This is a genomic window from Streptomyces tanashiensis, assembly GCF_014648895.1.
Taxonomy (GTDB): Bacteria; Actinomycetota; Actinomycetes; order Streptomycetales; family Streptomycetaceae; genus Streptomyces; species Streptomyces tanashiensis.
Genome location: NZ_BMRZ01000002.1, coordinates 306,668 through 318,929, shown reverse-complemented (window position 1 = coordinate 318,929; position 12,262 = coordinate 306,668). Strand labels below are relative to the sequence as shown.

The following is a 12,262-nucleotide window of genomic DNA, read 5'->3' as shown; positions in this document are numbered from 1 at the left end:
GGATGGAGGCGGTTCAGCCGGTGGTGCCGCCGGGCGGGTTCGTCGTCGTGGAGGAACTGGTGGGCGTGCCCTGCGGCGGTACGGAGGCGGGCGGGGAGGTCCGTGTGCCGCCGGACGGCATCTCCGTCGAGGTGGGAAGGGTGGTGCTCGTGCTCATGGGGGCGGGGCCGCCCGTCGACGGGGAGACAGCGGGAACGACGGGCTGTGAGGGGCCGGCCAGCAGGGAGGCGAGCGCGGCTCCTCCGCCGCCCACGACGAGGCAGGCGCCGGCGGCGAGCACGGCGAGGCGCCGCCGGTGGAGACGTCGGCCGCGCGCGCTGATCTCGGTGGCCGGCGCATAGCGGGCCTGGGCGCGGGCCGCTGCGGCGGCCTTCTCGAAGAGCGGCTTCAGCGGGTCGTGGGACTCATTCACCGGGTGCCTCCTCGCCGGTCGGACGGTCGGTACGGGGCTGGTCGGCGCGGTCGTGGTCAGGCCGCGACCCGTCGCCTCGGGGGTCGCGAGGGCGTGCGGGCGGCCGGGCTCCGCGCGGTTCTCCATGGCCTCCAGGAACAGGCGGCTCCGCCTCGGTGCCGGGGGCGCGAGGATCGTCCATGCGCTGGGCGAGGGTCGCGCGCCCCCGGGAGAGATGGGTCTTGACCGTGCCGGTCGAAAGGCCGGTCTCGGCGGCGACCTGGTCGACGCTCAGGTCGCAGAGGTAGTGGAGGGCGAGAGTGCGCCGCTGCTGCGCCGGGAGTCCGCGCAGCGCCTCGACGAGCACGAGGTGGTCCGGCTCCGGCCCCTCGACCACGGGGGGCGCCCCGCCGCGCCGCCACGCCTCGGACGTGCGCCGACGGAACCGCCATCGGCTCACGGCGAGGCGCCAGGCGACGGTACGGATCCACGCCTCCGGCTGCCCGTCACGGTCCAGCTGCCGCCGCCGGTTCCACCCCTTGACGAAGGCTTCCTGTACGACGTCCTGCGCTTCGTGCAGGTCGCCGAGCATGACGTACAGCTGGCCCGTGAGCCGCGCCACCGCATGGGCGTAGAACTCTTCGAACTCCTCGACGGTCAACGAACACACTCCTGGATCTCCGAATACACCCCGCATACGCCTGCCGTGGGTCTCCCGGTTGACACGGGATCCCGTGAACCAAGGTGATGGTGGTCACACGGCTGCGCGCGGACGACACACGTCTTGCGACGGGTTCCGCGCGAGGCACGGTGGCACTTTCGGCCAGCGGGGTGAGTGCGCCCTGGCATGAGTTCCTTGGCGAAGGTCCACTGCTCACGGAACACCTCGTTCGTACGAAAGGACCCCAGTGACCTCGATACGCAGTGCAGTCGCCCTCCCCCTCGCCGCCGTCTCCCTGGCCTTGGCGACCCCGCCCGCCTCGGCCGCCGCACCGGCCACGGTCTCCGTCGAGGAGGCCCGGCTCGACCGGGCCGCACCGCAGGAGATCCTGAAGCGCAGTGGATTCGCCTCCCTGGCACCGGAGTTCGCCGACGCGCTCGCCGACACCGACTCCTTCGCGGCGGCTGAGCGGACGGCCGCCCGGTACGGATCGGGGCTCTGGCGGCGCGCTGTGGACAGGGCCCAGGGCAGGGGAGCGGCGGGAGGCGACCTCTCGCGGGACGACGACCGGCCCCTGTACTGGTCGCGACTCGCGCTCACCCGTGAACTCCGCAGCTGGCAACCCGGATTCGGGATCACGGAGGAGGGCCGGAGCCGGCTGCTCGACCGCCTCGAACGCTCCTCGCGCGGCCAGGACTCGATCCGCTACCCGGCGGGGAAGGGCGTGAAGCGGATCCTGCTGACCGGCTTCGACCCGTTCACGCTCGACCGCGACACCCGGATCAGCAACCCCTCCGGAGCGACCGCGCTCGCCCTGGACGGCACCTGGCTGCGTACGTCCGACGGTTCACTCGCGCGGGTCGAGACGGCCGTCTTCCCCGTCCGCTGGCAGGACTTCGCCGACGGCACGGTCGAGCGGACCCTGCGTCCGCACCTGCCGAAGGTGGATCTCTTCACCACGGTGAGCCAGGGCCGGCCCGGACGGTTCGACATCGAGCGGACCAACGGAGCCTGGCGCGGAGGCTTCCCCGACAACGAGAACCTGTCCCGCACGGAGACCGTGCCCGTCGCGGATGCGGCCACGCAGCCCCAGTGGACGTCGACGACCCTTCCGTACGCAGCGATCACGGCGGCATCCACCGGCCGCTTCCCGGTGTACGACAACACCTCGGTGACCGAGCTGCCGGTCGGGACCGACACTCCCGTGGTCCGCCCCGACGGGCCGACTCCCGGCTCCGCCGCCCGGGCGGGCGGTGGCGGGAACTATCTGTCCAACGAGATCGCCTACCGGGTCACCCTGCTGCGCGACCGCCTCGGCCTGACGCGGCTGCCCGGCGGCCATGTGCACACTCCGGTCCTTCAGTTCGGCCCCGGAAACACCGACCCGGCGACGGGAACGGTCACGGACGAGGAGTTCGTACGGAACCGTCTCGACATCATCGCCCAGGTGCGGGCGATCGTCGCCGTGGCGGCCGGGTCCCGGTAGTCCGCGCGCTGCGTCGGACCTGCCGAACGAGTGACCCGGGCGCTGAGCCGAGGTGGTGAATCCCAGGTCACGGGGGTGATCACGATTTTTCAAGGGGTGGCTGGAAGGCAACGTTTCTGCGCTCTGGAAGGCCCCGCGACCGGCTGTCCGGCATTGGAGTGAGACGTCGTGTCTCGTTGCCTCCGTGCGGCGTTTGACCGCGCGACGGCCACTTTCTGGCACGTCACACGGAGACATTGAGGAGTAGCTATGCGTTCTCTGGCCGCGTCTGTTCTGGCCGTGGGGATTCTGCTGGGCGGCGCCGGTGCCGCGCTCGCCAACGACGGCGTCGGGATCGGGTACTTCGACGAGGGTGGCGCCGGCTTCAGCTCGCACTGTTCGGTGAGCGGCGTTCCGTCCGTGTACGGAACGATCTTCACCGGCTCCTGCTCGGACAAGGGTTGGGAAGAGGGCGCGGAGGGTTCCTTCCTCGGCGCCCACTGACCTGCGGTCACGTCCGGCAACGGACACCGCTCTGAAGGACCCGCGCGTGCCGTGACCGCGCACGGCCTGCGGCAACGGCCCGCCCTCGCACGCGAGGGCGGGCCGACTTGCTTCGCCAGGGGGCAACCGGAGCACCTCGGCTGTCGGCCGAGTTCCCGATCAGTCCGTCCGATGTATCCGGGTCCTGGTCGGAGCGGGGAGCGTTTCGTCGCTCTGTGCATTCCCTTGGTTACGTACGGCTAGAATCGCGGGGCGTTGCCGCAGCCGTGCGGCGGACGGACCGAGGCAAGGGGCATCTCCATGGCTGTCATCGTCACCTTCGAATTCTCCGGCGCCGGGCAGGAGCTCTATGACACGGTCATCGAGCGGGTGACCGATGGGCGGGGCTTCACGCAGTTCGCAGACCTGCCGAACACGGGCCTCATCTCTCACGCGGCGGGGCCGGTCGACGGTGGGTTCCGCGTGACCGAGGTCTGGGAGAGTGTCGAGGCCCTCGAGCACCACGCGAAGACGTTCGGCCCGATCCTGGAGGACCTCGGCCAGGCCGACGTGCAGCCGACGATCATTCCGGCGCACAACGTCGTCGTCAGGTAGGGGCGTTCAGGCAGAGTCTGAGCTTCGCCAGATGCCCCGGACCCGCCACGTCCGGGGCATCGGCGTGTGGATGGCGGGGGACGCGCGGCGCGATCGGGGAGATGCGGCGAAGTGCTCCACGCGCACGGCGCCCGCACCGTTACCGTCCTGGCATGGGGCGAGATTCGATACGGGTGCAGGCGTCCGGCGAGCGCGGTCGGCGCCGGAGGCACCCCTGGCCTTCGCTCGGAGGCTGACGAGCAACCAGACGCGGGCACACGCGCTCTCCTCCTTGGTCCCCCTCATGCCTGCCGAAGGGCAGCGGGAGGTGATCGAGGCGGCACTGCACGCCGTGTCCGGCGTCGCCAGTGACCATTTCCGTGGCCGAGAGCTGGTCAGGGTGGTCGCCTCCATGCCCGCCGGGCACTGGCCGGCGGTGGCGGGTGACGTCCGGGGCATCGCGGCCGGCCTGGAGAATCCGCAGGCCCGCGCCGGGACGTTCACCGACCTGGTCCAGTACGTGCCGCCCGCAGACCAGGTGGGGATGGTCCGGTCGGCTCAGCTGGCCGCGGAGCGGATCAGTCACCCCGCTGCCCGTGCGCAGGCACTGACCGGTGTGATCGAGCGGCTGCCGCAGCACCTCCGGGCGGACTCCGTCGAGCGGGCCTGGAGGGCCGTGGTGAGCATCCCGGACGACCGATACGGCAGCTGGGCACGGGCGATGGCCGAGCTGCTCGAACACCTCCCCGCCGGGAGCGGGTCGCTCCCGGCGGAGTCCGTACTTTCGGCCGCGCACCGCCTGAGGGATTCCTCGCGCGTCCGGGCGCTGAGACTCGTGGCTCGCCACCTTCCCGCCGCTCGCAGACAGGAGGTACTGGCGCGGGCACTGAACGACGCGACCGCCATCGTGAACAAGAACGCACGCGTGCGGGAGCTGGCCGACCTGGCCCCGAGCCTGCCCCCGGGCAGCGGGAGAAGGTGATGGACCTCGTCCTGCGGGAGGCGGCGGGAGCCGTCACCGACCCGGACACGCTGCTCGATCGCACGCGACTGGTCCAGCACCTTCCGGCCGAGCATCTGCCCACCGTGCTCGAACAGCTGGTGGAGGAACTCGACAAGCCGGGTTCCCGTTACGCGCGCGCCCAGATGCTGCCCGAGCTCCTCGACCTCTTGTCTCCGGAACACCGCCGAGCCGCGACAGAACGGTTCCTGGCCGAGGCCGGTGCCATCGACCAGCGGCACCACGACGCCGGGGCGGTGACCGACCTGATCGGGCACACCGCCCTGTCGCATCAGCTGGACCTGGCCGGACGGGTTGTGGCCATCATGGCCGGCGTGGACTCCGGCTACCTTCAAGTCCGCACGCTGAAAGCGCTCATGGAGAACGTGGCGCCCGAACACCGGCGAGCGGTGGCCGAGATGTGCCTGGATGCCGCGGAGTCGATCCCCTCCCCGTCCTCCCGCGTCGAGACCCTGGCCGCTGCCGCGCGCCACCTGCCTGAACAACGGCGGGAATCCCTGCCGGACCAGGTCCTCGACATGATCGACGCCATCACCGACGTCCCTCCGAGGGCTCATGCGCTGGGCCGACTCCTGTCCTCTCAGGCCCTGTTCTCGGGCGATCTCCGCGAAGGGCGCACACGGGAACTGCTCGAAGGGACGCTGGCGGACGCCATCGCCCTCCCCGACGGGTACGACCGGGCCGGATCACTCGCCCGCTTGCTCGCGAGCGTCCCGGAGGAACACCGGAACGCGCTGGCGGACCAGGCACTGGAGGCCATCAGCGACGAGCGCACGCCTGCCCTGCTCCTGATCGATCCCTCGCTGTTCGACAGGATGGTCCTGCTGGGGATCGAGGACCCGGGACTGCTGGAGGCGACACCGGAAGCGGGCGTCCTGCGCCGCCGGGCGACCATGCGTCGACGCGCTCGGTTCCGGGCCGATCTGGTGCCGTACCTCTCCGCGGAGCGACGCCGGACCATCCTGCGGAGGGCGTGGTGCGAAGCCGACGGAATCCCGTGGCCGGAGGACCGCGCGAAGCTGCTGGACAAGCTCCGCACCATGATGGATCGAGAGTCGGTGGCAGCACCCCGACTCTTCGCGACCGGTGCCGTGTACGAGCTGGAGCACCCCGAGCGATCCCTGGAGAGGGCGCTGTCCGCCCCTCCGGAGTGGCGCGCCGAGAGGCTGCTGAAGGTGATCGACCGGCTTCCCGCGGAGCGCCGGACGGCCGTGGCTGAGCAGGCATGGGAAGCCTCCGCCGCCATGACCGATGCGCTCAAACGGGCCGAGGTCGTCGTCAAGCTGATCCCTCATCTGCCGGGCCGTCTCCTGGCTCCCGTCCTGGCCTTCGTCACCGTTCAGCACCACCCCTTCGGGGTGCCGGGACTCGTCGGCCGGGCCGGAGAGACGATCGCGAGCGATACGCCGACGTCGTACGTGGCATTCCTGCGCGCGGCCACGCAACGGCTCTCCCGCAGCGATCACCTCTTCGCCCTGAGGAACGCCGCCCCCGCGCTCGCCCGGCTCGGCGGCGGGACGTGATCCGGCGTATCACTGATTCGATCCTCGTCGTCGGCCGCTGGTGGCCGTGACCGGTCCGGGCCCCAGGTGTCGCCGCGGCAGAGTCGAGGAAGGGATCATTCTGTGACGACCTTCGTACTGATCCATGGAGCCCAGGACAGCGCCTGGAGCTGGCATCTGGTGGAAGCGGTGTTGCGCGAGCACGGGCACGGCGTGGTGGCCGTGGACCTGCCCAGCGAGGACGACAAGGCGACCTGGAACGAGTACGCCGACACTGTCGGCGAGGCGATCGGTGACCTGACGGACCTGGTCGTCGTCGGCCACTCCCTGGGCGGCTTCACCGCTCCCCTTGTGGCCGAGCGCACGGGTGCCGACCTCATCGTCTTCGTCGCCGGCATGATCCCGCGGCCCGGCGAGAGCGCGAACGAGTGGTGGACCGGCACCGGCTTCACCGAGCTCGTCCGCGCCCCGGGGGAGGGCGAGGACGAGGAGGCGCTGTTCTACCACGACGTCCCGCCCGAGCTGGCCGCCGAGGCGCAGCGCCGTGTGCGGATCCAACAGGAGACCCCGATGGACCAGCCCTGGCCGCTGGAGCGGTGGCCCTCCATCCCCTCCCGCGCACTGATCGGCCGCGACGACCGCTTCATGCCCGAGGAGTGGAGCCGCCGCGTCGCCAAGGCCCGCCTGGGTGTCGAGGCCGACGCGATCGACGGTGGGCACTGCCTGCCGCTGAGCCGCCCGAGGGAGGTGGCCGATTGGCTTGAGCGGTACGCCGCCGCTGTGCGGGGCCGGTAGCGGTCCGGTCCTTCGTGGAGACGTGGCCGGTGGTCATGTGTCGTACCGCTGAGGTGCACTTGAACCCTAGTCCGCGAGGTACGGCGGTGAGGTTCCGTTCCAGAGGGCGTCGGACCTGCTGATGACCCGCCTCAGTTGGCGGGCGCTGTGAGGCGAGAGGGCTTGCATCACGGTGTCGAGGAGAGCGCGGGCTTCGAAAGGGTCGCCGCAGCAGTCCTCGTGTACATGGCCCCACTCGTAGTCGTACCAGAGATCTCTCTCGGGACGGCGTACGTAGTTCTGCCACAGACGCAGGGCCGCGCTGATGTCTCCTGGCTGCAGATAGTTGCGGTCGAGTTCCAGCCGGTTGATCTCGGAGAGGGAGCTCGCGGACAGGCCGTCGATCACCCGCTGCGTCTCGCGCGGCGGGAGGTGGGCGACGCGGGTTCGGATGTGGTGCGGCCGGCTACGCGGCATGGCTCCTGGGGTTCGTCGTCATGCGGCACATGCTGCCATGACGTCGAACGGCGTGGCGAGCGGATTCCCGGGCGTGGGTGTGAGTGAGCGAGTCAGAGCCATCGCGACACTGGACAACGAGGAGGGACCACGGTGTGACCAGATGGATGCGTCAGGCTCCGCGATGGGCGGTGGCGACGGCTCTCGCCCTTGCTTCTGTCCTGCTGTTCGTCGGTGCCGTCTCCCACATCACCGACCTCCTCCGTCACGGCCTGCGCCCTTATGAGTGGGCACCGAACTGGCTCAACCTCTACTGGACCTCGCTCGCCTTCCTCGATCCGCTCGCAGCCGGACTGCTCATCAGCGGCAGGAGGCGAGGGATGGACCTCTGCTGCGCGATCATGGCGACTGACATCACCGCCAACTGGTACGCGGTGTACGGCATCCAGCACAGCGGCCTGCACGCTCAGTCAGGACTGCAACGCCTCGCCGTCTTCACCCTGCTCGTCCTCCTGGTTGCGCCGTTCCTTCGGCGGCACCTCGCGGACTGAGGGCCCCGCGCCCGATGGGGCCTTCCGGCACGTACCGCCTCCCTCTGCCCGTGCGCAGGGCATGTCACCTCCGATACCGCTGCGCCACGGCCGAGAAGGCAGCCTTGGGTTCCCATTCCATGTCGGGGTAGGTCTGACCCCGGCGCCCTTCGAGGAGTCCGACAATGCCCAGGCCTGCCCGATCCAGGTCGTCCCTGGGGTCGCCGTCCGGGCGGTGCGGATAGCCAGCCAGGGCGAAGAGGAACACGAACGCACTGTCCACGCCCTCGGACTCGAAGATCTCCAGCAGTTCGCCCAGATAGGCGGCCTGGCCGGCCTCGTCCCGCTCGTACACGCCGTCCAGCCGCACAGGGGCTTTCGTCTCCGGGTCGTACTCGACCACTTCCAGCACACGACCACCGCGGTCTCCCGCGCCGCGGTAGGCCGCAGTGCCGAACCCGGTGACGGCGAGCGGCTTGGGAACCTGGGCCAGGGTGCGCACCGCATCCCGGAACCGGTCGGCGACCTCGGCGGAACGGATCAGCTCGTACGTCACCAGGTCGAAGGGGGTCCAGTCGACCTGTTCGAACTGGATGGACGCGTACGTGAGCCGGCCCTGGAAGCGCTCGCGGACCGTGGCCACGGCGTCGTGGAGGAACGCGTTGATGCGCACGCCGAGCTCCCGCATCGCGTCGGCCCGCCGCTCGGGCCGGCTCATCAGCCGCTCGACCCGCTCCTCGGGGCTCGCTCCGGGCAGGAAGCCGCGGTTCATCACGCTCAGCTCGACCCCGGCGACGAAGACGACCGCGGCCCCCTGCCGGCGGAGGCGTTCCGCCCGCTCGGCGCAGTCGCGGAAGAGCGTGAGGATCTGCTCCGGATCCAGCTCCAGCGGGTAGGGCGAGAACCAGACCTCCAGGCCGAGCTCCGCGGCGGCGTCGGCGGCCAGTTCGATGCGGTCCGGGTCGCCGCCGATGATCTGGACCGCGTTGCAGTGCAGGTCGTCGCGGATGATGGCCAGCTCGCGCCGGACGACCGTGGGGTCGAAGTCCTCTCGGGATGTCTGACCGTGCACGACGAATCCGGTGTCGTAGGTCATTCCTCTTGCACGCATGGTGACGGCCTCTCTGTCGGTCTCGTCCGTCGGGCTCGGTCGGGTCGAGGTTGTCAGAAAAGATGCGCGCCCGCAATATTGCGTACGCGCAAGATTGCGGGCGCGCAGTACGGTGTGGAACGCTGGCGCCGTGACGACACCACCGGCAGGGCTGCGGGAGCGGAAGAAGCAGGCCACGCGGGAGGCCCTGCGCGAGGCGGCCCTGCGTCTGGCCGTGGAGCGCGGACCGGACCAGGTGCGGGTCGAGGACATCGCCGAGGCGGCCGGAGTGTCACCGCGTACCTACAACAACTACTTCGCCAGTCGCGAGCAGGCGATCGTCTCCGCTGTCACCGCGGACAGGGAAGCGCGGATCGCGGCGGCGGTCACGGCCGGGCCGGCAGGCGTGCGCCTGGCCGACGCGGTCACCGAGGCGGTGGTCGAGCAGTACGCGAACGCGGGTGAGCGCGAACAGCAGGCGCTGTTGCTGATCACCGCGCGGACCGCACTCCGTGACGCGTTCCTCGACGCCACCGCCGACATCGAGCCCCCTCTCACGGCGGCGATCGCCGAACGTCTGGGTGACGCCGAAGCACGCACGGCGCGCGTTCTCGCGGCAAGCGTGGCCGCGGCGGTGCGCATCGCGCTGGAAGACTGGCTCCAGCCGGCGGGGAGCGCGGAGGCGGTCGGCGCCGCGGGGCTGGTGGTGCCCGCCGGCTCCCTGCCCGACCACCTCCGCACGACGCTGGCCCCGCTGGCGCCGGCCTTCGACGCCGCCGAGCGGCGCACCCGCGAAGGCGGCCTGTAGCGGGCTCGCAGGTGGGAGACCATTCCAGTGCGCCGGGCAGGGCTGGCTATGCTGCGGGGATGGAGATTCCCTCGGTGGACGAAATTCGCGCGCTGCACCTCAAACACGCCCCCAATGCCGAGGTGTTCGAACTCGTCTTCACGCACTGCGAAATCGTCTGGAAGGTGGCTGAGCGAGTCATCTCCCTTTCAGGGTGGGGTTTTGACGAAGAGCTGGTGCGCGCCGGGTGCCTGCTCCATGACATCGGGGTGTACCGCCTCTACAACGCCGAGGGTCGGATCGACGGACTGAGCTACATCCGTCACGGACTGCTCGGGCATGAAATCCTGGAATCCGAGGGGATGCCGGCGGAGTTGTGCCGATTCTGTTCGTGCCACACCGGGGTCGGGCTGAGCAAAGAGGATGTGATCAACCAGGGGCTTCCGCTGCCGCCTGCCGACTATGTCGCAGTCACGCCGGAAGAACGGCTGGTGATGTACGCGGACAAGTTCCACAGCAAGTCCGCACCGCCGAGGTTCCTCTCTCCGGACACCTATGCGGCGTATGTGGGACGCTTCGGTCAGGACAAGGTCGAGGCGTTCAGTGCGTTGCGCGCGCACTTCGGCGACCCTGAACTGGGGAGCCTGGCGGCTTCGTACGGCCATGACCTGACCTGACAAGGCGGGCGCCCGCCGGCAGGGATCCGTGGGACGAGGCCATCGGCAGCTCTGCCCGCACTGCAGTTGCCGGAAGCCGTCTTGGCTGAGAGGTGCTGATCCTGGGTCCGGGCAGGGATAACCGGTTGACGTGGCTGGCAAAGTGTTTGACGTGGTTACCGACATCAACGGCTTTCTCGAATACCGAGCGGCACAGGACGGCCAGGGGTCGGCCTGGTGCGCCGCGGACGATCTCGCGTCCCTGTACGAGGGCTGTTCCTATGATGCGTTCGGCTGCCTCTTCGGCGTCCGCAACTATGCGAACTTCCGCCCCTTGGCCCCGAATCGAGGCCTGCCCGCTGACGTATCGGGTTCCGCGAGCGTATGGTCCGCGCAACTGACGGAGTGGTATGGCGTGAACGGCTTTCACGACACCACATGGATCACGTGGGCCGAGGTGAAGGCGGTCGACTGGGACGAGCCCGCAGAGAAGCCCGACAGCCGACTTCATCAGTACCGCCGGACCCCGGACGGACTCAGGTTCAGCGGCAAATCCGGCTGGAGCCGTGAATTCGCCGAGGCTGTGGGTCTCAGAGCGGGCGAGGCACGGGAGTGGCCCGAAGGGAGTGAGTGGCTCGTCGGGGATACCCTCTATAGGTCGGTCACCATCCGCCGCAGAGAAGCCGTCCCCGAAATCGAGTGGCAACCCGTCTGGAAGGCCATGGAGACACTCGCGGCGCAGCACGGTGACGACAACGTGCGCCTCGTCGTGTGGTTCGACAGCTGATCACGTCGCTGCCACCGCGCATCGATGGGCTGCTGTCCGATGGATGCCGTACGTGGGTTCAGCCTCGCTTGCCGGCAGGTAGTACGAAATCGTATAGTTCGAAATCGTGAAATCCGAATCCGTGCCATCCGAGTGGTCGGCCCTGCTTGCTCTGCAGCGGGCCACCCACGCCACCCTGCAAGTCCTTGCCGCACGGCTCGTCGACATGGACCTGACCGCCTCCGAGATCAACGCACTGGCCAACCTGGCCGACGGCCGGGGCCGGACCGTGTCCGAACTCGGCGCGGCTGTGGGTACCCGCCCCACCACGCTGACCAGCGTCCTGGACCGCCTGGAGCGACGCGGCCACATCACCCGTGGCACCAGGCCGGGTGACCGCCGCGCGGTGCTCATCGAGCTCACCGCTTCCGGGCAGCTGACCGCCACCACGATTCGACAGACGATCGCCGATCTGGAGCGTCGCGCGCTCGACGGCCTGTCGGCGGACGCGATCGCAGGCCTGCGCGCCGGCCTGGAAGCCTTGACCGAGGTGCCCTCATGACCGTTCGTCCCCCGCACGCCGCCGACGCACCCGACTTCGACGCCTTGCTGGCCGAAGTGATGGCGACCACCGGGCGGTTCGGTCACCGGGAGCATGTCCACCTGACCTGGCTGGCCGTGCGACGGGTCGGTGTGCGTGCCGCGATCGGCCTGGTCAGCGACGGTATCCAGCGCACCGCCCGCTATGCGGGCGCGCCCCAGAAGTACCACGCCACTGTCAGCCGGGCCTGGGTGGAGCTGGTCGGTTTCCATGCGGCCGAACACGGCGAAGACGACTTCGACGCGTTCGCCGACCATCACCCCGCCCTGCTCGACAAGCGACTCCTGACAGCCCGCTTCTACCGTTCGTCGACGCTGGCCTCCGCGCAGGCGAAGGCGGACTGGATCGAGCCCGACCTCGCACCCTTCCCGTGGCAGGACGTCGGCCGTGGGCGGCCCCGGGAGGAAGCGGCGCGGTGACCGTGACCGGGCCTTCGCCCGGTCGCAGGGCCGACGCCTGATCCGCACGGAACCACCTGGCGGCAG

General features: G+C 69.9%; 15 protein-coding genes and 1 pseudogene. 12 read left to right on the top strand and 4 right to left on the bottom strand.

What is annotated here, in order from left to right:
* Positions 1-13: 13 nt before the first annotated feature.
* Both IE237_RS06980 and IE237_RS06975 read right to left on the bottom strand, forming a co-directional pair.
* Positions 14-412, bottom strand: coding sequence for a hypothetical protein (locus IE237_RS06980; protein WP_189800924.1), 399 nt, complete (start codon positions 410-412; stop codon positions 14-16).
* Between the two features lie 166 nt (positions 413-578).
* Positions 579-1,052 (bottom strand): annotated as a pseudogene (locus IE237_RS06975) (SigE family RNA polymerase sigma factor); the annotation flags it as partial.
* A gap of 247 nt (positions 1,053-1,299) precedes the next feature.
* Here IE237_RS06975 and IE237_RS06970 point away from each other — a divergent pair.
* From IE237_RS06970 to IE237_RS06945, 6 genes are all read left to right on the top strand, one after another.
* Positions 1,300-2,538, top strand: coding sequence for a pyroglutamyl-peptidase I (locus tag IE237_RS06970; RefSeq protein ID WP_189800922.1), 1,239 nt, complete (start codon positions 1,300-1,302; stop codon positions 2,536-2,538).
* Positions 2,539-2,787: 249 nt separating this feature from the next.
* Positions 2,788-3,021, top strand: a complete 234-nt coding sequence (locus tag IE237_RS06965; RefSeq protein WP_189800921.1) for a hypothetical protein — start codon at positions 2,788-2,790, stop codon at positions 3,019-3,021.
* 300 nt (positions 3,022-3,321) lie between these two features.
* Positions 3,322-3,615, top strand: a complete 294-nt coding sequence (locus IE237_RS06960; RefSeq protein WP_189800920.1) for a hypothetical protein — start codon at positions 3,322-3,324, stop codon at positions 3,613-3,615.
* A gap of 283 nt (positions 3,616-3,898) precedes the next feature.
* On the top strand, positions 3,899-4,576 hold the full coding sequence (locus IE237_RS06955; RefSeq protein WP_189800919.1) for a hypothetical protein: 678 nt from the start codon (positions 3,899-3,901) through the stop codon (positions 4,574-4,576).
* Complete coding sequence (locus IE237_RS06950; protein ID WP_189800918.1) at positions 4,576-6,138, top strand: hypothetical protein; 1,563 nt, start codon at positions 4,576-4,578, stop codon at positions 6,136-6,138. Before IE237_RS06955 ends, IE237_RS06950 begins: the two co-directional genes overlap by 1 nt.
* A gap of 102 nt (positions 6,139-6,240) precedes the next feature.
* Entirely contained in the window at positions 6,241-6,912 is a 672-nt protein-coding gene (locus IE237_RS06945) for an alpha/beta hydrolase (protein WP_189800917.1), read from the top strand.
* Positions 6,913-6,978: 66 nt separating this feature from the next.
* On the opposite strand, the gene IE237_RS06940 is transcribed toward IE237_RS06945, so the two are convergent.
* Positions 6,979-7,368: a hypothetical protein gene (locus IE237_RS06940; protein WP_229842379.1), complete on the bottom strand. Its 390-nt coding sequence runs from the start codon at positions 7,366-7,368 to the stop codon at positions 6,979-6,981.
* A 134-nt stretch (positions 7,369-7,502) separates the two neighbouring features.
* Between IE237_RS06940 and IE237_RS06935 the strand changes: the two genes are divergently transcribed.
* Entirely contained in the window at positions 7,503-7,898 is a 396-nt protein-coding gene (locus tag IE237_RS06935) for a hypothetical protein (protein ID WP_229842378.1), read from the top strand.
* Positions 7,899-7,962: 64 nt separating this feature from the next.
* Here IE237_RS06935 and IE237_RS06930 read toward each other — a convergent pair whose 3' ends face one another.
* On the bottom strand, positions 7,963-8,973 hold the full coding sequence (locus IE237_RS06930) for a glycoside hydrolase family 113 protein (RefSeq protein WP_189800916.1): 1,011 nt from the start codon (positions 8,971-8,973) through the stop codon (positions 7,963-7,965).
* A gap of 145 nt (positions 8,974-9,118) precedes the next feature.
* Between IE237_RS06930 and IE237_RS06925 the strand changes: the two genes are divergently transcribed.
* The 5 genes from IE237_RS06925 (at position 9,119) to IE237_RS06905 (ending at position 12,196) form a co-directional block, all read left to right on the top strand.
* Complete coding sequence (locus IE237_RS06925; protein ID WP_189800915.1) at positions 9,119-9,775, top strand: TetR/AcrR family transcriptional regulator; 657 nt, start codon at positions 9,119-9,121, stop codon at positions 9,773-9,775.
* A gap of 59 nt (positions 9,776-9,834) precedes the next feature.
* Positions 9,835-10,431 (top strand): HDIG domain-containing metalloprotein, encoded by a 597-nt coding sequence (locus IE237_RS06920; RefSeq protein ID WP_189800914.1) that lies wholly within the window; start codon positions 9,835-9,837, stop codon positions 10,429-10,431.
* A 151-nt stretch (positions 10,432-10,582) separates the two neighbouring features.
* On the top strand, positions 10,583-11,197 hold the full coding sequence (locus IE237_RS06915) for a hypothetical protein (protein ID WP_189800913.1): 615 nt from the start codon (positions 10,583-10,585) through the stop codon (positions 11,195-11,197).
* Between the two features lie 106 nt (positions 11,198-11,303).
* The gene (locus IE237_RS06910; protein ID WP_189800912.1) at positions 11,304-11,738 is read left to right on the top strand and encodes a MarR family winged helix-turn-helix transcriptional regulator; all 435 of its coding nucleotides are present in this window, start codon (positions 11,304-11,306) and stop codon (positions 11,736-11,738) included.
* Positions 11,735-12,196: a hypothetical protein gene (locus IE237_RS06905; RefSeq protein ID WP_189800911.1), complete on the top strand. Its 462-nt coding sequence runs from the start codon at positions 11,735-11,737 to the stop codon at positions 12,194-12,196. The genes IE237_RS06910 and IE237_RS06905 overlap by 4 nt, the downstream gene beginning before the upstream one ends.
* The last annotated feature ends 66 nt before the right edge of the window (positions 12,197-12,262 follow it).